A 25,250-nucleotide genomic window follows, 5' to 3' on the forward strand; every position below is an offset into this window, starting at 1 on the left:
CAATGACGCGCGGTTCTGCTTCCTGACCACGTTCCACGATGAGGGAGACGATGCTGGGCCGGCACTGACGCAGCAGTGCAGGTCGGCACGACGGACTGATGATGAACGTGATAGCTTCCGTGGTTCCTGTCGGCCGGTTAAGAGGTTGTCTCACGTGGCAAGTTTCGCGAGTTTCTTGTAGCAGGTCAGGGCGGCGGCCATGGCCAGGCCTCGGCTCTGCCTGTCGTTGCGGACCACGTACGGGATCTTGAGACCGCGAGCAGCCCATGGCAGGCTCATGCCGCATGATCGATGAATTCGCGAAAGACAACCTGCACGGGAGACTGCGGCGGGACCGCAAGGCGCTGCTCTGGAAACTCGACGGCTTGTCCGAATACGACGCCCGCCGACCTTTGACAGCGACCGGGAGCAACCTCCTCGGCCTGGTCAAACACGTGGCCACCGTCGAGGCCAGGTACTTCGGCGAGGTCTTCGACCGCCCTTCCCCGGAACCGCTGCCCCGGTGGCAGGACTCCAACGGCAGCGATCTGTGGGCGACCGAGGACGAGACCCGCGATCAGATCATCGGGTTCTACCGGCGCACGTGGGAACACTCGGACGCGACGATCAACGAGCTTCCCCTCGACGCCCCCGGCCACGTGCCGTGGTGGCCGGAGCCTTATGCCGACACCAACCTGTTCGCCGTCATGGTCCATGTCCTCGGCGAGTCCATCCGGCATGCCGGGCACGCCGATATTCTGCGCGAGGGCCTCGACGGCCGGACCGGGTTGCGCGCCGAACTTGAGAAGCAGATCGACGAGGAAGCCCGTGCAGCCTACTGCGCGAAGATCGAGCAGGCCGCCAGGTCGGCCGCACCAATCAAGGCTTAGTGCTCCAGCAGCGGTTCGTGTCCTGAGCTGCGTTGTGTCGTTGAGCTGGTCGTGGTGGGGAGTGTTGAGGCTCAGGGGTGGGCTGCGGAGTTGGAGTCGGTGTTCGCGCGGGTTGCAGGTCGGTTCGCCCGGGCGGATCTGCGGTGGCGGATGCGGGATTACCTGCGGGGGCTGCTGGCTCCGGTGGCCCGGAAGAACGGCTGGCAGCTGGCTGAGTATGCAGGTCACCGCACCCCCGATGGCTTTCAGCGGCTGCTGAACTCGAGTGTCTGGGACGCGGATGACGTCCGTGACGATGTGCGGGACTACGTCGCTGAGAAGCTCGGTATTGGTGGTGTGCTGATCATCGACGACACCGGGTTCATCAAGAAGGGCAGCACGTCTGCGGGGGTGGGCCGACAGTACACAGGCACCTCCGGGAAGATCGGCAACTGTCAGATCGGAGTGTTCGCCGCTTACGCCACCGATCACGGATGAGCTTTGGTAGACCGGGAGTTGTATCTGCCCAAGTGCTGGACGGCGGATCGAGAGCGCTGTCGGGCAGCGAAGATTCCTGGGGAGAGGGGGTTTGCGACCAAGGGCGAGCTCGCGAAGGCGATCGTCACTCGATGTCTGGCGGCGGGCTTGCCCGCGCAGTGGGTGACGGCGGACGAGGCCTACGGTCAGGAGTGGAAGTTGCGGCGACTGCTCGAGGAACTCGGCGTCGGCTACGTGGTCGCGGTGCCCAAGTCTCAGCAGGTCAAAAGTCTGGCCGGCATGTGGCGGATCGACGAGCTCATCGCCCAGCCACCGGAGGATGCCTGGCAGCGACTCTCGTGCGGCGATGGCCCCAAAGGCCCACGCGTTTATGACTGGGCCAGCGCGAGGCTGCCGGCCATCAGTTTCTTCGACGGGGATGAGCCCACTCATCACCGGTGGGTCTTGGCCCGACGGAGTCTTACCCGGCCTGAGGAGATCGCCTACTACTTCGCCTACGCACCCACCACCTGCATGGTTGCGGACTTGGTGAAGGTGGCCGGCACGCGCTGGGCGATCGAGGAATGCTTCCAGGCTGCGAAGAACGAGTGCGGTCTGGACGAGTACGAAGTCCGCCGCTACATCGGCTGGTACCGGCACGTCACCCTGTCCATGCTCGCCCACGCCTTCCTTGCCGGTCTCGCCGCTGAGGAAGCAAAGGGGGCTGCAGAAACGACCCCGCCGGCACACTCGTCCGCCTCACCGTGGCAGAGATCCGCCGACTCCTGGAACACCTCCTGCCCCACCACCGACCGCACCGCAAGCCTCGAGATCACGCACTGAGCTGGTCTGCCTGGCGCAGACACCACCAAGCCACAGCCCAACACTGCCACTACCGAAGAAGAACCAGCTCAGGACACGAACCGCTGCTGGAGTATTAGGGCGGGCCGGCCCTGCGATGATCCTGCGGTCTCTGTACGAAGTCCGCCGCTACTCGCTCCCACCACCTTGTGATCGCCGCCCCAGGCCCCACGGCCGGGGGTCGATCCGGCTGGGCGGGGTCAACCAGCCACCGCCGTGCTGTGCGGCTGTGGGAGGTGTAGAGAGGAGCTAGGTACGTCGGGCGGCGCATCGTTGATCTTCGCCGGTCACTGCGTGCGCGTGATGCGATGGTGGCTGTCCCGCTCGCGTGGATTGCGGCGGTCGTCGTCATCGACGTCCTTGCGCCGCCGGACATCCACCTCGGTCCGTTGCTGGTCGCTGCCCCCGCGATCACCGTTGCGTTCGGCGGCCCCTGGCTGACCGGACTCGTTGCCGCCGTCGCCGTTTCGGCCCAGGTGATCGTCGCGGTGCTGCGCGACCGCGACGAGCTGATCTCGGCGAACCACTGGGCGCAGATCGGCGCCCTCGTCAGCGTCGGCCTGAGCGTCGTGATCTTCAGCATGCTGAGAGAGCGCCGCGCCCGGGAGCTGGACCAGGTCCGGTACGTGTCGGAGACCGCCCAGCGGGTCGTTCTGCGGCCGCTGCCCAAGCACGTCGGACCGCTGCGCGTCGCCTACCTCTCTCTCGCTGCCGAGGCCGAGGCCAAGATCGGTGGTGATCTGTATGCGGCCGTGCGCACTGACTCCGGTACCCGGCTGCACGTCGGTGACGTGCGCGGCAAGGGCATGACCTCCGTGGGTGACGCCGCCCTGCTGCTCGGCGCCTTCCGCGCCGCCGCTCACCGCCAGGCGAACCTCCCCGAACCGGCGGCGTTTCTCGACGGAAGCTTCTGCTGGAACCTGACGGAGCCGGGTGAAAAAAGAGCAGGCCGGGGAGACCTTCATCACCGCCGCGATCCTCGACATCCCCGACGAGGGCAGCGAGGTGAACATGATCGACTGCGGGCACCCACCGCCGATCGTGGTGCGAGACGGCCGCGTCTCAAAGATCGACGCCTGCGCCACCTCTGGGCCTCGGCGACCTGATGCACGCGCGCTACCACGTCGACACGTTCACCTTCGGCGTCGGAGACCTCCTGCTCCGCTACACCGACGGCGTCATCGAGGCTCGCAATTCCACCGGCGCCTTCCATCCGCTCGCCCAGCGGGGGCAAGCCTGGTCCGAACACCATCCCGACCCCTTCCTGCACCGACTCCGTCGTGATCTCCTCGATCACGTCGGCGGACCGCTGGACGACGACGCTGCCCGCCGGACAACATCTCGGCGAGCCACTTGGAGACATGCTCGAAGCGAATGCGGTCCCAGGGGGTGGAGCCCCACTTGGGGATCACGTGGACGTCGAGAACGCCTCGGGCCATCGCCTGGCCGACTCCACCTCGTCGTCATCGGTGGACAGCCCTTCGACAAGCCCCCATCCGCTCAGTTCACAGGCACGTTTCCCCAATTCGGTGAATCCGCGGACGTTGGGGTGACCGACGCCTGCACGGTCCTTTCCCAGGGTGCGGACGACGTGCGCGCGGGATACGCTCGTGACAGCAGGTCAGGTTCTCCAGGCGGTTTTGCAGACGCCGCGACTACATTCGTGACCATCAACTGTTCCTGCGGAGATCTTTGACGAGCGTGACGCACCCCTTCCAACTGCAGGGGTGAGCAACTGCCGAATCCCTTCCTCTAAGGCGTGCCTCGCGCTTCGGGTGCCGTAATAGTGCCGCCTCAGGGCCCGCAGCTTTGCAGTCCCTGAAATGGAGTTCGGGATGAAAGTCGTCGTTGATCTTTCCCGATGTCAGGGGTATGCGCAGTGCGCGTTCCTGGCTCCGGACGCTTTCCGGATGCACGGCGAGGAAGCGCTGATGTACAACCCGAAGCCGGACGACGCCCAGCGCGAACAGGTGCTGCGCGCCGCGGCGGCCTGCCCGCTCCAGGCCATTCTGGTCGACCTGTCGGAGGAGCGGGACGCACCGGTGGATGCGTCGCCGTCATGAGCAGCGCTGACACCCTGCAAGCGTTCAAGCGCGACGGCCGCATTGTGATCGTCGGGGCGTCACTGGCGGGACTGCGGGCCGCGGAAGCTCTGCGCGACGAGGGATTCACCGGGTCGTTGACCATGATCGGTGACGAGGTGGGTGAGCCTTATGACCGGCCCCCGCTGTCCAAGCAGGTGCTGACCGGGTGGGTACCGGCCGGGAACACCACGCTGCCGCGACGTCGTGACATCGACGCGGAGTGGCTGCTGGGCGTGCCCGCCGACGGGCTGGACCTGGCGACCAACCACGTGCATCTCGCCGACGGCCGCGAGGTTCCCTTCGACCGAGTGCTGATCTCTACCGGGGTACGGGCACGGCCTTGGTTTGTCGAGACCGAGGCGGCCCTGGACGGAGTGTTCATCGTCCGCACCCGTGAGCACGCCGACGGCCTGCAGCGAGCCCTCGCCGCCGGGCCCTCCCGCGTACTGGTCATCGGCGCGGGCTTCACCGGCTCCGAGATCGCCTCCATCTGCCGCGAACGGGACATCCCGGTGACCGTCGCCGAGCTCGCGCCGGCCCCGCTGGTCGGGGCGCTCGGCGCCATGATCGGTGAGGTTGCGGCGGACATGCAGCGCGCCCACGGCGTCGACCTGCGTTGCGGTGTCAAGGTCACCCAGCTGGAGGGCGATGCGCAGGGGCGCCTTCGCCGCGCTCACTTCTCCGACGGCAGCACCATCGACGCCGACGTGGCGGTGGTGGCGCTCGGCGGCATCCGCAACACCGACTGGCTGCGGGACTCGGGACTGGCGGCAGGCGTATGGGGAATCGCCTGCGATACGGGTTGCCGCGCCCTCGACCTCAACGGCCTGGTCACCGACGACATCTTCGTCGCCGGAGACGTGGCACGCTGCCCGAACCCGATCTATGAGTACCGGCTCATCTCGCTGGAACACTGGGCCAACGCCGTGGAGCAGGCGGAGGTCGCGGCGCACAACATGGTCAGTGCCCAGGCGGACCGTTGGCCGCACCTGTCCATCCCGGTGTTCTGGTCGATCCAATTCGGCGTCAATATCAAGTCCGTTGGTGTGCCGACCTTCGCCGACGAGGTCGTCGTCACGCAGGGATCGGTGTCCGACCACCGCTTCGTCGCCGCATACGGCTACCAGGGCCGTGTGACCGCGGCGGTCAGCTTCAACAACGCGAAGTGGCTGGACCACTACCGGCAGCTGATCGAGACGGCCGCGCCCTTCCCGCCGCCCTGCCCCACGCCCGACCAGCCCGCCGACGCGAAACCGGTGCCCGTCGACTTCCCCGGCCCCACCCTGCTCAGCGCGGGCGCCACGGTGGTCGTCACCGGCCACGACCCCGGAGAGCGGCGCGTCACCGCCGCGTGGCAGCACCGGTAGGAGGGAAGCTCCATGCCCACGACCGAGACGCCCGACATCCTGCACCGGATCCTCGACTACTCCGCCCGCGCCGACCCGTACCCGCTCTACGCCGAGCTGCGCAAAACCCCGGTGGCTCTGCAGGAGGACGGCAGCTACGTCGTCAGCACCTACCGCGAGCTCATGGACCTCCTGCACAACCCGCATCTGAGCTCCGACGCCCGCAACCTGTCGCGGCCGGGAGCCGAGGCCGCGCGTAGCACTCCGTCGTTCATCAACCTCGACCCGCCCGAGCACGACCGCTTGCGGCGCCTGGCGATGCGCCACTTCGGCCCCCCGCACACCCCGGGGCTGGTGACCGGAATGGAATCCGACCTGACCGCCATCGTCAGCGGCCTGATCGACGACTTCGCGGGCAAAGAGCGCATCGACATCGTCGACGACTTCGCCTACCCGTTCCCCGTCACCATGATTTGCCACCTGCTCGGTGTGCCACGCGAGGACGAACCGCGGTTCCACGTGTGGGTGAACGCCATCGTCAACTCGCTGGACTACGACCCCAAGACCGACCCGAAGGAGAAACTGGACAACGGCCTGCAGGCCACCAAAAACCTGCACCAGTACCTCGGCGGGCTGCTGGAACAACGCCACGGCCGGCCCGGCGACGACCTGCTGACACGGCTGGCCAACGATGACGGGCCCGACGGGCGGATGACCGACGACGAAATCGTCAGCACCGCCAACCTGCTGCTCATCGCCGGTCACGAGACCACCGTCAACCTCATCACCAACGGCATGCTGACGCTGCTACGCCACCCGCAGGTGCTGCAGCGGCTGCGCGACGAACCGGACCTGATCGTGCGGCTGGTCGAGGAACTGCTCCGCTACGAGCCCCCCGTGCACATCATTCCGTGGCGGGCGGCGTACAGCGACATCACCGTCGCCGACACCACCATCCCCAAGGGCTCGCGGATCCTGCTCATGCTCGCCTCGGGCAGCCGGGATCCGGACCGCTTCGACGATCCCGACCGCTTCGACCCCGACCGGCAGGACAACCAGCACCTGGGGTTCGGCAGCGGCATCCATGTGTGCTTCGGCGGACCACTGGCCCGACTGGAGACCCAGATCGCGCTGAACGCGCTGGTACGTCGCCTGGACCGACCCAGGCTGGTCGCCGACCCGCCGCCGTACCGGCCCAGCCCCATCCTGCGAGGTCCCATCCATCTGCACATCGAGCAGAGCTGACGGGCAGGCGCCCAAGCGGGCCGGGGATTTTCGGACGGAGACGGTGCTGGAGCGGCGAGCGGGCTGCTGGGCTTGTAACGTTCGGCGGGTCGGACGCACTGAGCAGTATGAGCCATGACGACCTGCGTGCGCTGTTCCTCAACTGCACGCTGAAGAAGAGCCCGGAGCGCAGCAACACGCAGGGCCTGATCGACCTCAGCTCGCGGATCATGGAGAAGCAGGGCGTTCAGGTCGAGCACCTGCGGCCGATCGACCATGAGATCGCCACCGGGGTGTGGCCGGACATGACCGAGCACGGCTGGAAGCGCGACGCGTGGCCGTGGATCTACCAGCAGGTGATGGCCGCAGACATCCTCGTCATGGCCGGCCGATCTGGCTGGGTGACAACAGCTCGGTCGCCAAGCACAGGGCCATGAACGTCCTGTACAGCCCGCAGCACTTGGGATACACCATCCCGCCGCAGGCGGACGCGGGCTGGATGGGAGAGGCCGGTCCAGGTCCCTCCTCTCTCGATCCGGGCCCCGGCGGTCCCACCAACGACTTCACCAACAGGAGCACCACGTTCATGACGTGGAACCTGTTGCATCTGGCCCGGCTGCTCAAGGACGCGGGTGTCATTCCGGTGCACGGGAACCAGCGGTCGCGGTGGGACGCCGGGTGTCGGTTCGACTCCGAGAATCCGAAATATCGCTAACTCAGCAACGAAAGGCCGAAAGAAATGACCGTCGAGACTGTCCCCACCTGCGCCTACCCGGGCTGCACCCATCCGCCCGAGCTGCCCGCCCCCGACGCGCAGGGGCCGGCGCCCCGCTATTGCGGGCACCCCGAGCACAACGCGCTCGGCGCGTTCAGGAAGTTCCGCGCCAAGCGGCAGCAGCGCAAGGAGGACAAGCGCGTGGCAGCCGAGGCCAAGAAGGCGGCCACGGAGGATGCGAAGGGGGCCCAGGCGCCGGCCGCCCAGCAGTGCTGGCCCGCCGCCTCCGGACAGGCATCCGGTGCCGACACGGCGCACGGTGCACCCGGGCACACGCCCGCCACGGAAGCGGTGCCCCAGGCGTCCGGGCAGGTCCCCGGCGCTGAAGTGGTGCCCCAGGAGCTCGGACCGGCCCCCGTCGCCGATGCGTCCGAGCAGGCCGAGCAGGCCGAGCAGGCGCCGGCGGAAGCCGTGAACAGTGACATGGAGGCAATGGCCGTCATGTCGATGGTCGACAGCGACCATGCCGCCCAGTCACGCGACGCCCTCGTCGCGCTCATCAAGCAGCTCACCACCGATCTGCCCTCCTACATCGAGGAGTTGGCGATCATCACCGACTCCGCGGCGGCCGAGGCCCGGATCGAGACGGTCACCCGCGCCTCTGCGCAGCGCATCCTGGCCGCCGAGGAGCGCGCCACGCTCGCTGAGGAGGCGGCCGACATGGCCGTCACCGCGCTCGACGCCGCGCAGCAGAAGTTCGCTGAGGAGACCGCCGCGATCCGCGAAGAGACGGCCCGCCAGGTGGCGGACGCCGAATTCGTCCGGGCCGAGCTGGAGCGCTACCGCGAACGTGTCGGCACGCTCGAAGTCAGGCTCGACGCTGTCCGCGACGAGGCCGATGAGCTGCGCCGCGCGAGGGCCACGCACTCCGGCGAACCCGAGCGGCCGCGCCCCGCTCAGAACTGCTGACGGTCGCCGGCCGACCGCGGTCCAGGGGCGGTGGCACGGCCCCCGCAGCTACGTCTTCGCCGGGTTGAGCTACGACGACGGGCGGGGCATCGGCGTCACCACCCGGAGAACCTATGGCGCCGTCAACTGAAGCTCGCGGTAAGTGAAGTTCAGGACGCGATGAAGAGCGGCGGGCGTTCACGTGTAACGTTCGCCGCTCTTTCCGTCTCTGAATGCGATGTGGCCACGACGTCGAGGCCACCGCCGACACTGCCTCGGCGCCCACGCCCGGCCACCGGTCCGGTGTGAACACCAAACAGAAACGGAAATCCTCATGTGCCGAACCAAGCGCCCCGTCCTCTGGATCACCACCGCGGTGGTCGTCGTCGCGGCAGCCGTCGGGCTCTACCTCTTCCAGCCCTGGCGGGCGTTCACCACGGTCCGCGTGGATGAGGCGCCTCCCGCGGCCGCCGGCCAGCAGGGTTCCGCGGCCAAGCAGTTGGCGACCGGTGCGTTCATCTCCCACGAGCACGAGACCAACGGCTCAGTGGAGATCCAGCAGCTCGCAGACGGGAAGGCGACGCTGCGCCTGACGAACCTGCGCACCTCCGACGGCCCGGCCCTGCACGTGTGGCTCAGCGACCAGCCGGTCAAGGAGGAGGGCGGCAGCAACCTCGACGACGGCAAGCACGTCGACCTCGGCGACCTCAAGGGGAACAAGGGCAACCAGAACTACGCGATCCCGGCAGGCACCGACCTGAACAGGTTCTCCACGGTGACGATCTGGTGTGAGCGCTTCAGCGTGTCGTTCGGTGCTGCCGAGCTGAAGCCGCGCGTCTGACGGAACCGGGTCGCGGGGAAAGCCGTGGAGCGGGTGGCATCGCCACCCGCTCCACGGCTTTCCGGATCCCGTCCGCTGCGGGACAGGTGCCACGGACTGACCCGCGCCTCCAACCGCTGGTACACCAGGCCGAGTACGGCGCCGTAGGCGAGGTGGCCGACGAGGGAGGGGAAGGACACGGCCAGGGCTGCGGCGCTCCAGCGGGGCGCCGCGCCGAGCAGCACGGGAAGCAGCGTCAGGTTGCCCAGGATCCACCAGAGGAAGCCGTAGGACACGCCCCAGCCGATCCCCGAGGCCGGGTCGAAGCTGCGACGGCGGAAGAAGACCGCGTAGGTGACGCCGACGACCTGGGAGACCAACAAGTGGATGGCGAGGCCCACCACCGCGGACTCGGAGCCGACCAGGGTGGCGACGAGCGGCAGGAGACTTACGGCGACCATGACACCGGTGAAGATCACGCCGCCGGCCAGCCCGGCGATGACGCCGTGCCAGATCGAGATCACCCGCCCACCGGCGAGGCGTCCCTCCAGGGCGTGCCGTACATCATCGGAGAACACCGCCCGCGACAGGCCGCCCAGCCAGCAGGTGAGCAGGGCCGTACCGGCACCGAGCAACACATAGCCGGGCAGCGACGCCACGGCGGTGCGCACCGCGACCGGCGCCCACTCCAGCCCGTGGCAGCCCAGCAGCGGCGAGATCGTCACCGCCGCGAGCACCCACCACGCGAAGCCGAAGGAGGCGCCGCGAATCTGGGCAGGGCCGCCACCCTCGCGGGGTCGCCGAAGATCACCGCGTAGGAGGCGCCGACCAGCGCCCCGACGATCAGCCCGTGCCGGCCGAGCCCGAGCACCGCGGCGGTGAACAGCCCGGCGGCCGACGCGCGCACCAGGAGACCGGGCCCGATCTGGCGCTCCCTGCGTGACAACAGGGCGAGGACGGCGACCGTAACCGCTCCGTAGGCCAGGTGGCCGAGCAGGCTGGGGATCAGCGTCTGCGCCGTTGCCAGGTCCCAGGCGGCCGGCTTTCCCAGCAGAAGCGGCAGCAGCGTCAACGGGCCTCCACCGTTCTCGACGCGACGCCGACCAGCAGCGGGGTGAACAGCAGGAAGTTCGAGTCGCTGATCAGCGTCACATGGGCGTCGAGCCCACGGGCGACCCGTCGGTCCAGTTCGCGGGCGGCCCCCACCCCGCCGAAACCACCACCGACTATCACTACGTGGGTTTGGCCCGCTGGGGCGCCGGGCGAGGCGGGCGCCAGGTCGAAAGGGCGTGGCAGGCGAGCCCGGCGATCGCGCCGAACAGGGCGGCGCCGACGAGCTCGGGGAAGCGCGACACGGCCACCGCGATCGTCCATGACGGCGTCTTCCCCTCCAGCACGGGAGCGAGGGTGAGTGTCCAGGTCACCCAGTCGAGCAGGCCGATGAGCAGGCCGAGGGAGAAGGCCGAGCAGTTGCTCTGCCGGTGTTCGCCGAAGAGGAGGCCGAGCACGGCTCCCAGCACCACCGTGTGCGCGGCCCATGGGATCCACGGCGGTTTCGTCACGACCGCCACGATCGCGCCACCGGGCAGTCCGGCGATGATGCCGAACAAGAGTCGTCTGAGCAGAGTCATGGATGTCTCCGGTAGTCGCATGGCCTCCGCCCAGGGGGACGAGGGCGAAAGCCATGCGAGATCGGGGGCTTGAGCGCCCACTGTCAGACGTTCAGAGCGGGCGCGCCACACGAGCGTGACAAGTTCCCCGGGCGAAGGCGCGACGGCGAGGATGAGGGTCGTCCGCACACGGCGTGGATCCCGACTGCCGGGCCGCCCGCTGACAGGCTGTCAGCCCGAACACGGCCGCTTGTCGCGACCCGCATCGCCCAGAATGGGCGGCGCCACGCTGCCTGGAGTCCAGCGGGGCGTTCGCGGTCGTCAGTGACGACGAGGCCGGGGAATTCGGGCCGGGGCGACGGGTATCGCTTCCGCTGCCTTCGGCCTGAGGCTGAATGTGGGCTTCCGTCACCTGAGAGGGCCAGGTTGTCGACCAAGATCGCTGCTGTCCGCGCAGGAGCCCAGAGGGCGTGCGCCATCCTCGACGGCACATTGCTGCCCGTCGACCGGATTGCCGCCGACCGGCCACAGGGAGCCGGCGGCACCATATGCGTGCTCTATCGCGGCCGCCGGGAGAAGCTGTCCGGAGGCGGCAAGCTGTCAACGTCTCCCGCGCGGGGATCCGGGCGCTCGGTGAGCAAGCCGAGGTGGGGAAAGGCTCACTGCCGCTGCCAGTCCCGGAAAGCGGTGAGCAGCTGCTGCTTGGCGTCCGGTGAGATGCCGTCCGAGGTCAGTTCGCCCGTTGTGGCGATTGTCTGACGGAATTGATCGAGGTAACGCTCGCACCCGGAGCATTCCGACAGGTGCTCGATGAAGCGCCGCTCGTCCTCTTCGGGCAAGGCGCCCTCGAGGAAATCGGTCACCAGCTCCACGAAGTCATTGCAGTTCACGCTCGTCCCCTCCTGCCTGCGACGTCATGGGCACCGGGCAAGTACTCCTCCAACTTGCGGCGCAACAAGGCCCTGGCCCGATGGAGAAGGACGCGTTGGTTTCCAGGCGAGATCTCCAGCAGGGAGCACACTTCCTCCGAGCCGTACCCTGCGACATCGCGAAGGGTGATCACGGTGCGGAGGCGTGGTGGGAGCTCGTCGATCGCCTCCGCGATCACCTCGCGGACTTCGCCGCGCAGCACGTGGTCCTCGGGAATGTGCCAGGGACGCGGTTCCTGCCCGACGGCCCAGTGTCCGGCGTATTGCTCGCCGGGGGCGCGGAACCGTGAGGCGTCCACCGTCGGCCCTTCCTCCTCCGGCAGCAGGCTGGCGAAGGGAACGGTCCTGCTCTCCTTTGTGCCGCGCGCCTTGGCGGTGTTGACCAGGATCCGGTACACCCAAGTCTTCAAGGATGAACGGCCTTCGAAGCCGCTGATCCCCTTGATGACCGCCAGCCATGTGTCCTGGACGGTCTCCTCCGCGGAGTCCTTGGTCGACACGAACGACATGGCCAGCCTGAGCATGCTGCCCGACCAGGCGTCCAGCACCAGGGCGAACGTCTCCTCGTCACCGTCACGGAGCCGCTGAACCAGGACCTCGTCCGGGGGCAGTTCGCGTGCGCCCGCCATTCGTCCCTCCTTGCGGCCGTCAACTGGGAGCGTCAGCCTAGGCCAGCTCAGTGCGTGCGATCGTACAACGGTGCGTTCGTTCATGTCCCGGTCAGGACATTCACGGCCATGGAGACCAGGCGGCAGCGGGTCTGTCAGTCTCGCCGCAAGCTGATGAGCCTCACCCGCGAACCGCGAACCGCGAACCGCGAACCGCGAACCGCGAACCGCGAACCGCGAACCGCGAACCGCGAACCGCGAACCGCGAACCGCGAACCGCGAACCGCGGCAGCCAGGGCACGGATCCGTGGAGTGTTTTGGACAAAGACGATGCTGGTGCCGGCATCCTCGTCGGCGTCCAGGCTCCGGACCCTCCCTTCTCAATGGAACCGCCCGTGCGCAAAGCGTCATCGGCGTCGGGCCCCCTCTATGCCTTTACCGGCACGCTCAGTATGATCATGTAAGCGCGCCCGGTTCGGGCGGCCCACTGAGGTCCGTGATCAGGACAGGTCGCCGCAGCGCACTACTCTGGTTCAGATTTTGAATCCGCCATTTCACGCTACGCCCGGCCCCGGAAAGATTCCCGGCGGCGGACGATGCAGCATGGCGCGAATGCCCGCTGCGCCTCAGGAGGCCGCCGCGGGGTGCGGTACCGGGTTTCCGAGTCCGGAGGGCTCCATGTGGTAGGGCCGCTGTGTGAGCGGCCCACCGCCTCGTCAGGCCGATGCTGGAGTGCCCGCCTGCGGCGTCCACGTACCCATGCCGACCGGTGGCGGGTCCCGGCGGCGTGCTGGTGGGCACGGCACGCCGTTGAATCCACGCTCACAACACTCCAGTCGATCCGCCCCTCCGCATCGGCGTCAGCCCGGACAGCCTGAAGGACCCGATCCCACGTGCCGTCCGCCGACCAACGCCGCCGGCGGTGATGCACCGTCTTCCACTTCCCGAACCGTGTGGGCAGGTCTCGCCACGGGATGCCAGTCCGCTGGCGGAAGAGAATGCCGTTGATGCTTGAGCGGTGATCCTTCCAGCGCCCGCCTCGTCCCACGTTCTTTGGTAGGTACGGCTCCAGCCGAACCCACTCCACTTCCGTAAGGTCGCCGCGCCCCACGCTGAACGGAACGATTCGCCGACGGGCCCGCCACCTGCCCCGTCGGACAGGCGCTGAGCCTCATCGCGAACGTCCTGGGGCTGGGGACGAGGTCACCTGGGCGATCGATCTGCCGGATGGCGATGCCAGCCGACGACGTCGCGGACCTTGTCGATGAAGAACGGGTCGGTGGACAGTTGCCGGCCAGCGGCGTGACGGCGATCCCACGAGGGCATCGACGCCATGCGGGCGGACCAGGGCGGACCCCGGCCGGGGGAGTGAACGGCCCGCCGGACAACGGGCGGTCGTTCGACGCGGGCGAACCCGTGTGAGCGGACGGCTGTGCCCTTACCGATGCCCGGGGCGCGGGGCCGGCGCCGCATCGCGCGCATCCCCGCATCGCGTCTCGCCGCTGCCGAACTCCCGGACAGGTCTGGCGACTTCGGCCCCAAGGATGTCCGGGAATTCCCCTTCTCGATAGCGCATGTGCAGGGCATCATGCCTCCGATTGGCCAATGGCATCAGCCAAGGCGCCCGGAGCGCCGAAAGGTCCGGCTTTCCGGGAGCCGCCGCGGTCGAGGCGTGCGCGAAGGCCGCGTCCCGCCCGCATGCCGATGCCCCCACCCCCCACGGAAGGCCATGTCATGCCCCGGAAAACCCTCGTGACCACGGCTGCGGCAGCGATGGTCCTGGCGCTCACGGCCCTGTCCCCGATGTCCCCGTCAGCCCTCGCCCGGGCGCCGCAAAGAACCGACGCGTCCGGCGAGCGCACCGTGGTCGTCTACCGCGTCCCCACGCACGACCGGCGGGACGTGCAGAAGCTGATCTCCTCCGGATACGACCTGATCGAGCGGCGCCAGGGCGACGACCTGTTCGTCATGGGCGACCCGTCGACGGCGAACGGGCTGCGCCGGCTCGGCTTCGCCCCCTCAGCCGTCGAGACGATGCAGAAGCCGCTTCCCCACCAGCCGCGCACGCCCCGCTCGACCGGTGGCGTCGATGACACCTACGACGGCGGTTACCACACCGTTGACGCGCACTACGCCCACCTCGACCAAGTCGCCGCCCAACACCCGGACATGGCCAAGGCCGTCACCTACGGGCAGTCCTGGCTCAAGCAGAACGGGCGCGGCGGTCGCGATCTCAAGGCCGTCTGCATCACCAAGATGAAGCAGGGCGACTGCCGGCTCGACCCCAACTCGGTCAAGCCGCGGTTCTTCCTGATGAGTCAGATCCACGCACGGGAGCTCACCACGGGCGAGGTCTCCTGGCGCTGGATCGACAACCTCACCAACGACTACGGCAAGGACCCCGACATCACCGCGCTGATGGACTCCACCGAGATGTGGGTCGTCCCGATCGCCAACCCGGACGGCGTCGACATCGTCGCTCAGGGCGGCGACAACCCCATCCTCCAGCGCAAGAACGCCGATGACTCCCAAGGCGGCGGTTGCGGCGTGAACGGCCAGACCGGCGTGGACCTCAACCGCAACGCGGGCACCCACTGGGGCGGCGCGGGCACCTCCACCGAGCCGTGCAGCGAGACCTACCTCGGCCCCGCCGCCGACTCCGAACCGGAGAACACCGCGCTGGAGGGCCTGTTCCGCCAGCTGTACCCGGCCGTGCGCACCGGAACCGGCGACGGCGACCCGGCGCCGGCCACTGCCAAGGGCCTGATGATCAGCCTGCACAGCGATGCGAGCATGGTCCTGCTTCCCTGGGAGGCCGACCACACCATCCACACCGGCAACGACGCCGCGCTGCGCGCACTCGCCGGAAAGCTCGGTTCGCTCACCGGTTACCAGTCCGGGCAGGCCGGCGAGATCCTCTACGACGCGTCCGGCGGCACCGACGACTGGACGTACGACAAGCTGGGACTGGCCAGTCTCACCATCGAGATAGGCGACAGTGACGGACGCGGCTGTTCCGGGTTCACCCCGGCGTTCTCGTGCCAGGACAGCTACTTCTGGCCGAAGCTGAAGCCCGCGCTCATCTACGCGGCGAAGCAGGCCGTGGCGCCGTACCGGACAGCGGCCCGGGGTCGCTGACGAGCCCGCACTGGTTCGGTGCCCGGTGGGTGGTGGCCGCGGTCGCAGTCCGCCCCGGACATCCGCAACTGCTCGCCCAACTCCCCGACCACCGCTGGATCGTGGGCCTGCCCGGCAATCCCTACGCGGCGCTGACCGGAGCCCACACGCTGCTCACCCTGCTCCTGGCCGGCTTCACCGTACGCCCGCTGTCTGCCCTGCCCCGCATCCCGCTGGCCGGAGACGTCCGCACCGCCCTGGGGCGCACCCCCCTGGTCCTGGTGACCTGGGCGATGTCACCGCGCGTGCCCTCGGTGGTCACGGGTCCGCATTCCTGCACGGCGCGGCCCTCGCCGATGCGCTCGCCGCCGTACCGTCCGCGTGACAGCCGGGCGAACCGGTGCCGCTGATCCTGACGACAGGATGAGGCGTGATCGGTCTGTGGTCGGTACGGGATGACAACTCTGGCTGGACGCCGCTGAGTTATGGGTGATCAGACGTACTCACGTCGACGAGTGGGCGCAGCAAGCTGGGGCTTCCAGAGGCAGCTGTGGGCTCTCAACCACGCCCCGTCAGCACCACGTTGACCGGTCCAGCAAGGGCCACAACATTAAGGATCGGGGTCATTCTCCGCCTGCGTGCTGTGGCGCGGGCTGAACCTCATCGTGTCCGCACCACGTCTGCGAAGGGGAGGTCGGCTGGATTCCCTACTTCCTGGATGTCATCGGTCATGTCATGTTCCTCGCTCGGTCCCCTGTGGTGACCTTCTCCCGGAACCGGCGTCATCTCAACCACACGACTCCGAACGGGCGGGTGAAGTGATGGAGTTTCCCGGGGTGACAAAGATGGACGAGGACCAGAAGAGGCCACGACATGCCACTACCGACCGTAACTGTTGCTGAGGAAGTCGCGGATTTGTCAATCCACTGCTAGGGCCTGTGTGATGTCGTGATCAATCTTGCGATCCGGATCCGCCCGGAAGGCGGATCCGGTAGGAAGACGGTCGTGACGCGTAGCCAACTCACCGACGAGCAGTGGAAGTTGATCGAGCCGTTCCTGCCGATAGGCGAGTACGGCCCGTACCCCGGGCGGCTGCGGGAGCAGTTCGAGGGGGTGATCTGGCGGTTCCGCACCAGCAGTCAGTGGCGGGAGATGCCGCATGAGTTCGGCCCGTGGCCGACGGTCTACGGCCGCTTTCGGGTGTGGAGGGACGCCGGTGTCTTCACCGCACTGCTGGAAGGCGTGATCGCCGAGGCCGCCCGCCAGGGGAAGGCGGACTTGTCCCTGGTCAGTGTGGACTCCACTGCCGCCCGCGCCCACCACGACGCCGCCGGGATGCGCATCGGCAAGGAGGTCATGGACGCCCTTGAGGAAGCCGCCGCCGAGCAGGAGCGGGCCCGGCAAAAGGGGGCCGCCGGCCAGAACAGAACGGGCAGGACGGCAATGACGACCCCGAGCAGGAAGAGCGGCGGCGCATCAGGCGACGGCGCAAGCTCCGCTTGAAGGAAGCCCAGCTCGGCAGATCCCGTGGTGGGCTGACGAGCAAGATTCATCTTGCCGCAGACTGCAAGTGCCGTCCGTTGTCACTCGTCCTGACCGCAGGACAGGTCGCCGACAGCCCCCAGTTCGTCCCCGTGCTGCAAAAGGTGAGGGTCCGTCTGCCTGTCGGCCGTCCCCGGACCCGGCCTGCCGCTGTCGCCGCGGACAAAGCCTACTCATCCCGCGCCAACCGCTCCTATCTGCGGAAACGTAACATCAAGGCAGTCATCCCGGAGAAGAAGGACCAAGCCGCCAACCGGAAGAAGAAAGGTAGCCGGGGCGGCCGGCCCACACGCCACAACGCCGATCTCTACAAGGAACGGAATACCGTCGAGCGCCTGATCAACAAGCTGAAGGCCTGGCGGGGCATCGCGACTCGATACGACAAGACGCCCGAGAGCTACCTCGCTGGCCTCCACCTCCGCGCCTCGATGATCTGGATCAACGACCTCCTGAAGCCAACTGGTTGATCACAACATCACACAGGCCCTAGTGCTGTGACCGCATAGGTTCGCCCGGTTGATGGTCCTGGCTGGTGCGGGCCGGCGAGGATGTCGTGCGGGACGTGATCCACCGATGCGGTCGCGGCACTGGATAACGGATTTCGCGTGCCTGAAGGCTGTGGCACGATGCCGCGGTGATCTCCAACTCGCCCATATCTCCTGTCGTTCCCGCAGGCCAGATGGACCGGAACCCACAGCCAGTGCTCAACCTTCCCAGTGGCCTGGAACTGCGTCCCTGGCACCTCAGCGACGCCGACGTCTTGGTGGCCGCCAGCCAGGATCCGGCAATTCGCCAATGGAACCTTCTGCTTGTGGAGTCACTGGGAGACGCGCGCAAGAGGATCGAGCGCATGCACGGGCGCTGGCAGGCCGAGCTGAGCGCACTCTGGGCCATCGCACGACCGGGCGGCGGCGAGGCCATGGGCCTCATTGGGTGGGGCGATATCGACCTCAAGGACGGCAGCGCCGAAATCGTCTACTGGATCCTGCCCGCAGCACGCGGTGGCGGTGTTGTGGTCGAGGCTGTGAAACGCGTCAGCCAGTGGGCCCTGGAGGACGTCGGCTTGCATCGCCTGCGGCTGTGCCACTCGGTGGCCAACCCGGCATCCTGCCGAGTAGCAGCCAAGGCCGGATACTCCCTCGAAGGCACCATGCGCAGCGCGCTGTTGCACGCAGACGGATGGCACGACCAGCACCTGCACGCCCTCATCCAGGGCGACCTTTAGGGCCTGTCCGGCGAATCATCTGTGGGTGAGGCCTCTGACGGATGGCGAGTGGTTCAGGATGTACCCATGGCAACCATTGTGGCTTTCCCCGCGCACCCCGACGACGAGGTATTGCATACCGGGGGCACGCTTGCGCTCGCCGCCGCCCACGGCCATCGCACGGTGATAGTGGTCGCCACTGACGGCCTGATGGATGCCGTCCCCAAGGACGGCGAGGCGCCGCGTCTGGTGGAACTGAGGACGAGTGCGACCGTGCTCGGCGTGGCCCGTGTCGCGCACCTGGGGTACGCCAACAGCGGCCACGGCAAGGACCTCTACCCGGATCCGCCGGACCGGGCGCGCTTCGTGAGGGCGGAAACGGAGGAGGCCGCCGAACGACTCGCGGCGATCCTGCGCGAGGAGAATGCAGACGTGCTACTCATCCACGACGCCAACGGCGGTTACGGCCACCGCGACCACGTCAAGGCGCATCGTGTGGGCAAGCGTGCCGCCGAACTGGCCGGCGTGCCCCGGGTGCTGGAAGCGACGATGCCGCGCGAAGTCGTCAGCCGCCTGGTGAGGTTGGTACGTCTGCTGAGGCTCCCCTTCCGCTACGACCCCGAGGTGCTTCGCATCGTGTACAGCCCGCGCGAAGCCATCACGCACACGGTTGATGTGCGACGGTTTGCCGCACAAAAGCAAGCGGCCCTTGCCGCCCACCGCTCCCAGCTAACCGGACCCGGCCGGAGCTCCCCGGTCTTCAGGGCACTGGTCAGACTCCCGTCCCCTGTCTTCGGGTTGCTGCTCGGCCGGGAGTGGTTCGTCGAGGCTGCTGCTGCGCCCACTTCCCAGGTGACCGCCGACATCTTCCAGCCAGCCTCTTAGCTCAACTCGCCTCCCCAGGCGCGGACGGATCACACCCGAAGCCACAATCGGATCGCTGCGACAGTGACGGTGCCATGGAAGACATAGACCCGTTTGTCGTAGCGGGTGGCGACGGCCCGGAAGTTTTTGAGCCGGTTGATCGTTCGCTCGCCTTCGTTCCTGCGTTTGTACGCGGTGCGGTCAAAGCCGGGTGGACGACCACCGGCGGAGCCGCGGGCCAGGCGGTGGCGGATCTGGTCCTTCTTCTCCGGGATGCTGTGCGGAATCTGGCGTAGTAGGTGACGCCGTGGGTGCGGTGGTAGGTCGCCGGCAGCCGGTCGGGCCGGCCGTGCTGGGCCCAGCAGTTGCCGCCAGTGGGACGGATGCCCAGCGGCCCGAACTCGTCGAACGCGAACGTGCGAGCGGGGAAGTGCTCCAGGACGTGCTCGATCCGGTCGAGCTTGGCGTCCCGCTCCGGATCGGTGGACTCCTTCCACGTCTTGGTCCGCTGGAAGGTGACGCCCCGTCGGGCTAGCAGGCAGCGCAGGCTTCGCGGCCGATCCGGATCACCTGGCCGTGGATGCGGCGTAGGTAGGCGGTGAGTTTGCGGATGGACCAGCGGGTGAAGGGCTGACCGAGCTTGGCCGGTCGAGTGGTGGCCGTCTGGACGACGAAGTCCTCGTCATCAGGACTGAGCAGGCGGGGACGGCCTCCCGCCCATCGAGGGTCCAGGCAGGCCAGGCCGATCTCGTTGAACCGGTGGATCACGTCCCGCACGGTGTCCTCGTCGGCCTGGACCAGCTGGGCGATCACCGGTACCCGGTTGCCGCCGGCCGAGGCCGGCAGCATCCTCGCCTGCCGGTAGCGCACCGTGTTCGTGCTGCCCCGCCGCACGATCCGCTGTAACTGCTGACCTTCCTGGTCCGTCGGTCTCCGAACCCTGACCGGCTCTGCCACCATGCCTCCCCGAACCTCGGATGCCTGCCCACATCCAACCGGTCCGGACCGTGCCACCGCCAACCCGGCGAACCTATGCGGTCAGAGCACTGGCGAACCGCATTTACTGCTGACGAGTTGGGGATCCTGCACTTCATTGGCGGCGGATCTCAGTTGTCCTGTCTCAGTGGAGATAGTCGGCCAGGAGTCCGTGACCAGCGTGGACTGGATTGGTTGAGACGGATTCTGCGGGTGGGGCCCGGGGTCCTTGAGTTTTCCGGTAGCGGTGAGGTGTGTACTGGTGAGCTCAAGCCTGCATCTCGTTCTGTTCTGTGTTGGGTGGTTCCGTCAGCCGGTCGTGCCGGGTGAAGGGCGCGCCGTGTGGGGCGGGTTACGGGGCGGCGGTGAGCTTTCACCCGACGCCGTGAGTCGTGCGCGGATAATGCCTGGACGTCTGCGAGCGACCGCGCCTAGGGTAAGCGCACGCCCGTGATCACAGAGAAGGAGGCGAGAGCGATGCCCACCACGACAGCTTTGCGCTCCCGCCCCGTCCACCGGGCGTCCCAGGTCTGATCCGGGAGCGCGTCACTCTCCCGAAGGATCGCTTCACCCATGACTGAACTGGTCATCCGTCCGCTCACCGCGGGCGAGACTCCCCTCTTCGTCTCCCTGCCCGACCCGGGCATCGTCGGCCGCGCCGTCCTCGGCGACACCTACGGCATGATTGCCGACGGCGGCCAGTACCGGCCCGAATGGACCTGGGTCGCTCTGCGCGACGGCATCGTTGTCGCCCGCGCGGCCTGGTGGGCCAAGCCCGGGGACGAAAGACCCATCGCCCTCGATTGGTTCGACTTCACCGACGCCGAGGCCGCTGTCCAACTGCTGCGCGCCGCACCTTTTCACGCCGAGTACAGCCTGCTGCTGCCGCCGGGCTGGCGCGAGAAGGCAGATGTGCGGGCCGCAGCCGAGGCTCGGATGTCCGCAGCCGAGGCGGCCGGACTCCGGAAGCTGGTCGAGCGCTACCGCTACACCTGGACCTCCGACTGCCCGCTCCCCGAGCGCACCGGACGCCTGGAGTACCGGCCGGAGCCGGACGACAACGTCATCCGGAGCGTGGTGCGCCGTATCCAGGAAGGCTCCTTGGACGCCCATGACCTGCACGACATCGCGGAGTACGGCAGGGACGGCGCCGTCGAGGAACTCCTTAACATCCTCACCTGGATGCCTTCCCCACGGGACTGGTGGCGCGTGGCCTACACCCCGGCCGGCGAAATGGCGGGCTTCCACGTCCCCGCCCGCAACCCGTCAGGCCCCTGCATCGGCTTCATCGGCGTCCTCCCCGAGCAGCGCGGCCACGGCTACGCCTACGACCTACTGGTCGAGTGCACACAAGACCTGGTGGCGCGGGGCGCGACGCGTATCGCGGCCGCCACCGACCAGGGGAACTTCCCGATGGCGGCGCATTTCGCGACAGCGGGTTACCCGGTCAGCGAGGAGCGCATCGACTTCGTCCGACCGCCCGACGGCTCGTAGCCGGAGACAGCGTGCCCGGAGCCGCCGCCCGGGCAGTAATGCACCAAAGGCGCGATGGTGAACGAAGCGGGCCGTCACGCACTCCCGTACACCGCCGTCCTTCGCGTGCGGTGTCCACGTACGACAGCTCAACGTACGTGGACACCGCAAGATCCGCCGCCGCCGGTACGGCCACCCAGCGCCCCCAGTGCGGTCACCCAGCACGACCAAGTTCACTGAGACAGAATGTCAATCCCCTTGAATCGTGGAGACCTTTCTATGCAGCCAGCCCCTCGCTGAGGGCGGCCCAGTAGGTCGTGTTCGCAGTCGATCGGGCTCTTGAAACTGCACACGCTGTGTAGCCGTCGTGTGTTGTAGAAGTCGGTGATCCAGGTCGCGATCCGGATCCGGGCCTCGGTGCGGGTGGCGAAGGTATGCCGGTGGACGTATTCGACCTTGAGGATGCTGTTGAACGCCTCGCTGACGGCGTTGTCGAAGCAAGATCCAACGCGGCCCATGGACTGGAAGACGCCCAGCTTGCGGCAGGCCCGGCGGAACCTCCGTGAGGCGTACTCGCTCCCGCGATCGCTGTGAAAGATCACCCCGCGGACATCGCCGCCGCGGGTGGCCGCGGCCATATTCAGCGCGGCGACCACCAGGTCGGCGTCGTGCCGCCGGCCCATCGCGTAACCGAGCAGGCGACGGGAGAACAAGTCGATGACCGTGGCCAGATACAGCTTCCCCTCGCCGGTTTCGGTCTCCGTCATGTCGCCGCACCACACGAGGTCGGGGTCCTCGGTGGTGAAGTCGCGGCGCACGAAGTCCGGGGCAGCCAGCCGTTTCCCGGGCCGGGTCAGCCCGCGCCGGTGACGCACCTTGCGGGCGACCAGGCCGAGCTCGGCCATGAGCTTCGCAATGGTGTTCACCGAGATGCGCCAGCCCTGCCGCACCAGCTGGATCCAGATCTTCGGCGAGCCATAGGTGCCGCCGGAGGCAGCGAACTCCTCGGTCACCGCCTCGGCCAGGTGCCGACGGCGTACTTCCCGCCGGGTGGGTTTGCGGGTGCGGTGCTTGTAGAACCACGACTCGCTTACGCCCAAAGCTCGGCACGAGACGCGGTGCGAAATGCCGTGCTCGGTCCTGAAGTCGCCGATAACCCCGACCACTTGGGCCGGGTCCGCCACGGCTACTTCACCCACAGGACCATGCAGCGTTTGAGGACATCACGCTCCATGACCAGTTCCTTGTTGTCCCGCTTCAGCTGGGCGTTCTCCCGCCGCAGCCGCTCCAGCTCGTCACTCCCGCCAGCCGACGTGCTCCCGGCCCGGCGGGCCCGGGACACCCACGTGGCCAGCGTCGTCTCGTTGATCCCCAGATCCATCGCGACCTCGCCGATCGATTTCCCGGTCTCCGTCACGATCCGTACCGCCCCCTCACGGAACTCCGGCTCGAACTTCCGTCGCTTCTCCGCCATGACTCCCAACTTCCCCTGCAGTCACGGTCTTCACGCTACGAGGGGAGGGACAGTTGTTCGGGCTTCCTTGCCAGCGAACCTAGTCGTGTGAGGTGAACGTCGATCGCATGGCTTGGGGGAGGTGGTGTCACCGGCTCCGGAGGCAGGTGCTTGCCCGCAGAGATGCGGAGAAGGCGTTTCTTCAGTTGATGCGGGGGCCGCGGGCCGCAGCCCCCGAGCGAATCGGGTGGGTTACCTCGGGCTGATCGTGACCCTGTAAGTGGCTCCGGCCCTGCCGTGGGTGCTCACGGTGACGGTCTGGCCGTGGTCGTCCCAACTGGCCTTGCTGCCTTGGATGTCGACGCGGTAGCCGCCTGGGTACGTGTCCCTGGGCACGGTGATCCGGGTGGGCCCCTCTGCGTTGTCGCGGGTGCGGAAGGTGAGCGTGTAGGTGCGTGTGGCCGGGTCGTACGCGAACTTGAGCGGGTCGCCCGCGACGGCCCGCGCGTACGGCTGGACGAGCAGCTGGGCGTTGGGCTTCGCGGCGCCCGTCTGGTCGAGGAAGCAGTAGCCGCCGCCCCGGCACCACTGCCACCACGTCCAGCCACTGGAGAAGCGGTCCAGGGAGGCCGTCATGTCGGTGACGAACTGGCTTGCGTGCGGAACGTAGGGGTTGCCGCCCCACTCGCCCACGATCACCGGCATGCGGTTACGGGTCGGGTAGTCGCTGATCGCGGCCTCGTAGGCGGGGATGAAGGTGCCGTTGGGGTCGTAGTCGGCGCCGGTTTCCATCGCGGACTCGTAGAAGTGCGGCGCGTAGCCGGCGTGCGGGTCGTCGATGTGGCCCATCTGGGTTGGGACGCCGACACCGACGATGACGGTTGGTTCGACGAATACCCACGACCTGTGGTCGACCAGGCGGATCGCCTGGGCAAGGCGGTTCCACAGCTCGGTGAGCTCGGTGGCCTCGAAGCGGGCCGCGGCGGTGGGGAGGTCTTCGCCTTCGAGGAACTTCGCGAACGGCTCATTCATCAGGTCGTAGCCGAGCAGCGCCGGGTGCCTGCCCAGGGCGGAGGCGACCGTCATCCACATGCGAGCGTGCGCGGCGCGGAGGTCGGCGTCCTTGTACAGGTGGTCAAAGGCGGTCTGTACGGATGGCTCGAAGTACTCGGAGAACCAGTCGTCGGGTATCGGCGAGAACGGCAACCCCTCGTCGCGGGTGGCCCAGTCGGGGACGCCGCGGGAGCCGAAGTGGGGGCCGTATACGTCCTGGTGGGCGTCGAGGATGACCTTGATGTGGTAGCGGTTGGCCCAGTCGAGGATGCGGCGCATCTTGGTGAGGTAGCCGCGGTCGTAGTGCCCGGGGGTGGGTTCGAGGTCGTCCCAGAAGAACGCGAGGCGCGCGAGGTTGAAGCCCCGGGCGGCCATGTCTTTGAGGTCGCTCTCGTGGATGTCGGCGAACGCGTTGGTGCCTCGGCTGTTCTTGTCGGCGAGGTTGAAGCCGCGCCACTGGAGCGCGCGGCCTTGGCCGTCGGCGATGAAGGTGCGGTCACCGACCGTGACCCGGTCGGGGAAGCGGTCGGGGTGGGCCTGGGCCTGCGCGGGGAGAACGCCGAGCAGGAGGGCGGCCACGGCGAGGGCGGCGGGGGCGACGCGGGAGGTCAAGCGCATGCAGGAGACCCTTTCGAGGATGGCTGCTTGGGCGGCGTGCTACTGGCCGGGCGGATGCTACTGGCGGGTGGGTCAAGTTCCCAGGGCTTCACGGGAGTTGGCGGGGCTTCCTTCTTCAAGGGCTTCCCCGGCGTCATCGCCGGGGGTTTCCTCGAGGCCTTCGCTGGGGGTTTCCTCGGGCTCTTCGCGGCGCCCGGCCCGCGCCAACCACCTCAAACCCAGCTACCTGCACGGCTTCCTCACCGGCTCGCCGAACTGGTTCGGCAAACCCCGCCTCGAACGACTCGCGCTCCTGACCGGACACCCGCCAGAACTCCTGCAACGAGTCCTGACCAATACGCGTTCGTCTCACCGACGCCGCAAGCCGGGCTCGATCACTCCGGGTTCGGTGCGTGACGGCTTGGTCCGGCTCCGACTGTCGCTGAGGTCGGGGTGTCGTTAATGCGGGGCGAACCAAGTGACCTGCAGCTCAACATGATGC

At 67.9% G+C, this 25,250-nt stretch carries 22 protein-coding genes and 8 pseudogenes; 16 read left to right on the top strand and 14 right to left on the bottom strand.

Going from position 1 to position 25,250, the window contains the following annotated elements:
- Window positions 1-150: 150 nt before the first annotated feature.
- On the bottom strand, window positions 151-279 hold the full coding sequence (locus tag KI385_RS44095) for a hypothetical protein (protein WP_281066960.1): 129 nt from the start codon (window positions 277-279) through the stop codon (window positions 151-153).
- Window positions 280-284: 5 nt separating this feature from the next.
- Between KI385_RS44095 and KI385_RS41805 the strand changes: the two genes are divergently transcribed.
- Both KI385_RS41805 and KI385_RS41810 read left to right on the top strand, forming a co-directional pair.
- The gene (locus KI385_RS41805) at window positions 285-869 is read left to right on the top strand and encodes a DinB family protein (protein ID WP_238577226.1); all 585 of its coding nucleotides are present in this window, start codon (window positions 285-287) and stop codon (window positions 867-869) included.
- A gap of 51 nt (window positions 870-920) precedes the next feature.
- Window positions 921-2,168, top strand: a pseudogene (locus KI385_RS41810) (IS701 family transposase).
- 305 nt (window positions 2,169-2,473) lie between these two features.
- On the opposite strand, the gene KI385_RS44810 reads toward KI385_RS41810, so the two are convergent.
- Window positions 2,474-3,154, bottom strand: a complete 681-nt coding sequence (locus KI385_RS44810; RefSeq protein ID WP_425357041.1) for a hypothetical protein — start codon at window positions 3,152-3,154, stop codon at window positions 2,474-2,476.
- On the opposite strand from KI385_RS44810, the pseudogene KI385_RS44815 reads away from it, so the two are divergent.
- The 7 genes and pseudogenes from KI385_RS44815 (at window position 3,120) to KI385_RS41845 (ending at window position 9,344) form a co-directional block, all read left to right on the top strand.
- Window positions 3,120-3,882 (top strand): annotated as a pseudogene (locus KI385_RS44815) (PP2C family protein-serine/threonine phosphatase). The gene KI385_RS44810 and the pseudogene KI385_RS44815 sit on opposite strands and share 35 nt — an antisense overlap.
- A gap of 139 nt (window positions 3,883-4,021) precedes the next feature.
- Window positions 4,022-4,249, top strand: a complete 228-nt coding sequence (locus tag KI385_RS41820) for a ferredoxin (protein WP_238578060.1) — start codon at window positions 4,022-4,024, stop codon at window positions 4,247-4,249.
- The gene (locus KI385_RS41825) at window positions 4,246-5,637 is read left to right on the top strand and encodes an NAD(P)/FAD-dependent oxidoreductase (RefSeq protein ID WP_238577227.1); all 1,392 of its coding nucleotides are present in this window, start codon (window positions 4,246-4,248) and stop codon (window positions 5,635-5,637) included. Before KI385_RS41820 ends, KI385_RS41825 begins: the two co-directional genes overlap by 4 nt.
- 12 nt (window positions 5,638-5,649) lie before the next feature.
- On the top strand, window positions 5,650-6,861 hold the full coding sequence (locus KI385_RS41830) for a cytochrome P450 (protein ID WP_238577228.1): 1,212 nt from the start codon (window positions 5,650-5,652) through the stop codon (window positions 6,859-6,861).
- A gap of 107 nt (window positions 6,862-6,968) precedes the next feature.
- Window positions 6,969-7,555, top strand: a pseudogene (locus KI385_RS41835) (flavodoxin family protein).
- Window positions 7,556-7,579: 24 nt separating this feature from the next.
- The gene (locus KI385_RS41840; protein WP_238577229.1) at window positions 7,580-8,524 is read left to right on the top strand and encodes a hypothetical protein; all 945 of its coding nucleotides are present in this window, start codon (window positions 7,580-7,582) and stop codon (window positions 8,522-8,524) included.
- Window positions 8,525-8,837: 313 nt separating this feature from the next.
- Window positions 8,838-9,344, top strand: coding sequence for a DM13 domain-containing protein (locus tag KI385_RS41845; RefSeq protein ID WP_238577230.1), 507 nt, complete (start codon window positions 8,838-8,840; stop codon window positions 9,342-9,344).
- Here KI385_RS41845 and KI385_RS41850 read toward each other — a convergent pair.
- From KI385_RS41850 to KI385_RS41865, 4 genes are read right to left on the bottom strand one after another with little or no spacing between them, the layout of a single operon-like run.
- Complete coding sequence (locus tag KI385_RS41850) at window positions 9,236-10,048, bottom strand: DUF1440 domain-containing protein (protein ID WP_238577231.1); 813 nt, start codon at window positions 10,046-10,048, stop codon at window positions 9,236-9,238. The genes KI385_RS41845 and KI385_RS41850 overlap by 109 nt on opposite strands.
- Window positions 10,045-10,395: a hypothetical protein gene (locus KI385_RS41855; protein WP_238577232.1), complete on the bottom strand. Its 351-nt coding sequence runs from the start codon at window positions 10,393-10,395 to the stop codon at window positions 10,045-10,047. Before KI385_RS41855 ends, KI385_RS41850 begins: the two co-directional genes overlap by 4 nt.
- Window positions 10,392-10,529, bottom strand: a complete 138-nt coding sequence (locus KI385_RS41860; protein ID WP_238577233.1) for a hypothetical protein — start codon at window positions 10,527-10,529, stop codon at window positions 10,392-10,394. Before KI385_RS41860 ends, KI385_RS41855 begins: the two co-directional genes overlap by 4 nt.
- A 26-nt stretch (window positions 10,530-10,555) precedes the next feature.
- Window positions 10,556-10,954 (bottom strand): hypothetical protein, encoded by a 399-nt coding sequence (locus KI385_RS41865; RefSeq protein WP_238577234.1) that lies wholly within the window; start codon window positions 10,952-10,954, stop codon window positions 10,556-10,558.
- A 411-nt stretch (window positions 10,955-11,365) separates the two neighbouring features.
- Between KI385_RS41865 and KI385_RS41870 the strand changes: the two are divergent.
- Window positions 11,366-11,577 (top strand): annotated as a pseudogene (locus KI385_RS41870) (hypothetical protein); the annotation flags it as partial.
- Between the two features lie 15 nt (window positions 11,578-11,592).
- Here KI385_RS41870 and KI385_RS41875 read toward each other — a convergent pair.
- The 3 genes and pseudogenes from KI385_RS41875 to KI385_RS41885 all read right to left on the bottom strand — a co-directional run.
- Window positions 11,593-11,823: an anti-sigma factor family protein gene (locus KI385_RS41875; protein ID WP_238577235.1), complete on the bottom strand. Its 231-nt coding sequence runs from the start codon at window positions 11,821-11,823 to the stop codon at window positions 11,593-11,595.
- Window positions 11,820-12,491: an RNA polymerase sigma factor gene (locus tag KI385_RS41880; protein ID WP_238577236.1), complete on the bottom strand. Its 672-nt coding sequence runs from the start codon at window positions 12,489-12,491 to the stop codon at window positions 11,820-11,822. The genes KI385_RS41875 and KI385_RS41880 overlap by 4 nt, the downstream gene beginning before the upstream one ends.
- 658 nt (window positions 12,492-13,149) lie before the next feature.
- Window positions 13,150-13,581, bottom strand: a pseudogene (locus tag KI385_RS41885) (IS5 family transposase); the annotation flags it as partial.
- 641 nt (window positions 13,582-14,222) lie between these two features.
- Between KI385_RS41885 and KI385_RS41890 the strand changes: the two are divergent.
- The 5 genes and pseudogenes from KI385_RS41890 to KI385_RS41910 all read left to right on the top strand — a co-directional run bounded on the left by KI385_RS41890 (window position 14,223) and on the right by KI385_RS41910 (window position 19,218).
- Window positions 14,223-15,608 (top strand): M14 family zinc carboxypeptidase, encoded by a 1,386-nt coding sequence (locus tag KI385_RS41890; RefSeq protein WP_238577237.1) that lies wholly within the window; start codon window positions 14,223-14,225, stop codon window positions 15,606-15,608.
- Between the two features lie 32 nt (window positions 15,609-15,640).
- Window positions 15,641-15,997: a hypothetical protein gene (locus KI385_RS41895; protein ID WP_238577238.1), complete on the top strand. Its 357-nt coding sequence runs from the start codon at window positions 15,641-15,643 to the stop codon at window positions 15,995-15,997.
- 595 nt (window positions 15,998-16,592) lie between these two features.
- Window positions 16,593-17,596: pseudogene (locus tag KI385_RS41900) on the top strand (IS5 family transposase).
- Window positions 17,597-17,763: 167 nt separating this feature from the next.
- Complete coding sequence (locus KI385_RS41905) at window positions 17,764-18,354, top strand: GNAT family N-acetyltransferase (protein WP_238577239.1); 591 nt, start codon at window positions 17,764-17,766, stop codon at window positions 18,352-18,354.
- A 66-nt stretch (window positions 18,355-18,420) separates the two neighbouring features.
- Entirely contained in the window at window positions 18,421-19,218 is a 798-nt protein-coding gene (locus tag KI385_RS41910; protein ID WP_238577240.1) for a PIG-L deacetylase family protein, read from the top strand.
- A gap of 29 nt (window positions 19,219-19,247) precedes the next feature.
- Here KI385_RS41910 and KI385_RS41915 read toward each other — a convergent pair.
- Window positions 19,248-19,505 (bottom strand): annotated as a pseudogene (locus KI385_RS41915) (IS5/IS1182 family transposase); the annotation flags it as partial.
- A pseudogene (locus KI385_RS41920) lies at window positions 19,490-20,154 on the bottom strand (helix-turn-helix domain-containing protein); the annotation flags it as partial. The pseudogenes KI385_RS41915 and KI385_RS41920, both read right to left, overlap by 16 nt.
- A 591-nt stretch (window positions 20,155-20,745) precedes the next feature.
- On the opposite strand from KI385_RS41920, the gene KI385_RS41925 reads away from it, so the two are divergent.
- On the top strand, window positions 20,746-21,666 hold the full coding sequence (locus KI385_RS41925) for a GNAT family N-acetyltransferase (protein ID WP_238577241.1): 921 nt from the start codon (window positions 20,746-20,748) through the stop codon (window positions 21,664-21,666).
- 212 nt (window positions 21,667-21,878) lie between these two features.
- Here KI385_RS41925 and KI385_RS41930 read toward each other — a convergent pair whose 3' ends face one another.
- From KI385_RS41930 to KI385_RS41940, 3 genes are all read right to left on the bottom strand, one after another.
- A complete protein-coding gene (locus tag KI385_RS41930; protein WP_238577242.1) occupies window positions 21,879-22,829 on the bottom strand; it encodes an IS3 family transposase in 951 nt (316 codons plus the stop codon).
- A gap of 2 nt (window positions 22,830-22,831) precedes the next feature.
- Window positions 22,832-23,119: a transposase gene (locus tag KI385_RS41935; protein WP_238577243.1), complete on the bottom strand. Its 288-nt coding sequence runs from the start codon at window positions 23,117-23,119 to the stop codon at window positions 22,832-22,834.
- Between the two features lie 231 nt (window positions 23,120-23,350).
- On the bottom strand, window positions 23,351-24,769 hold the full coding sequence (locus KI385_RS41940; RefSeq protein ID WP_238577244.1) for a cellulase family glycosylhydrolase: 1,419 nt from the start codon (window positions 24,767-24,769) through the stop codon (window positions 23,351-23,353).
- Window positions 24,770-25,250 lie beyond the last annotated feature (481 nt).

The organism is Streptomyces inhibens (assembly GCF_022221585.1).
GTDB classification, from domain to species: Bacteria; Actinomycetota; Actinomycetes; order Streptomycetales; family Streptomycetaceae; genus Streptomyces; species Streptomyces inhibens.

Excerpts from the sequence above, each read along its gene's own strand:
- KI385_RS41805 (WP_238577226.1), top strand. The coding sequence starts at position 285 with ATGATCGATGAATTCGCGAAAGACAACCTGCACGGGAGACTGCGGCGG.
- KI385_RS44095 (WP_281066960.1), bottom strand. The coding sequence starts at position 279 with ATGAGCCTGCCATGGGCTGCTCGCGGTCTCAAGATCCCGTACGTGGTC.
- KI385_RS41820 (WP_238578060.1), top strand. The coding sequence starts at position 4,022 with ATGAAAGTCGTCGTTGATCTTTCCCGATGTCAGGGGTATGCGCAGTGC.
- KI385_RS41845 (WP_238577230.1), top strand. The coding sequence starts at position 8,838 with ATGTGCCGAACCAAGCGCCCCGTCCTCTGGATCACCACCGCGGTGGTC.
- KI385_RS41910 (WP_238577240.1), top strand. The coding sequence starts at position 18,421 with ATGGCAACCATTGTGGCTTTCCCCGCGCACCCCGACGACGAGGTATTG.
- KI385_RS41825 (WP_238577227.1), top strand. The coding sequence starts at position 4,246 with ATGAGCAGCGCTGACACCCTGCAAGCGTTCAAGCGCGACGGCCGCATT.
- KI385_RS41880 (WP_238577236.1), bottom strand. The coding sequence starts at position 12,491 with ATGGCGGGCGCACGCGAACTGCCCCCGGACGAGGTCCTGGTTCAGCGG.
- KI385_RS41865 (WP_238577234.1), bottom strand. The coding sequence starts at position 10,954 with ATGACTCTGCTCAGACGACTCTTGTTCGGCATCATCGCCGGACTGCCC.
- KI385_RS41840 (WP_238577229.1), top strand. The coding sequence starts at position 7,580 with ATGACCGTCGAGACTGTCCCCACCTGCGCCTACCCGGGCTGCACCCAT.
- KI385_RS41925 (WP_238577241.1), top strand. The coding sequence starts at position 20,746 with ATGACTGAACTGGTCATCCGTCCGCTCACCGCGGGCGAGACTCCCCTC.
- KI385_RS41830 (WP_238577228.1), top strand. The coding sequence starts at position 5,650 with ATGCCCACGACCGAGACGCCCGACATCCTGCACCGGATCCTCGACTAC.
- KI385_RS41940 (WP_238577244.1), bottom strand. The coding sequence starts at position 24,769 with ATGCGCTTGACCTCCCGCGTCGCCCCCGCCGCCCTCGCCGTGGCCGCC.
- KI385_RS41935 (WP_238577243.1), bottom strand. The coding sequence starts at position 23,119 with ATGGCGGAGAAGCGACGGAAGTTCGAGCCGGAGTTCCGTGAGGGGGCG.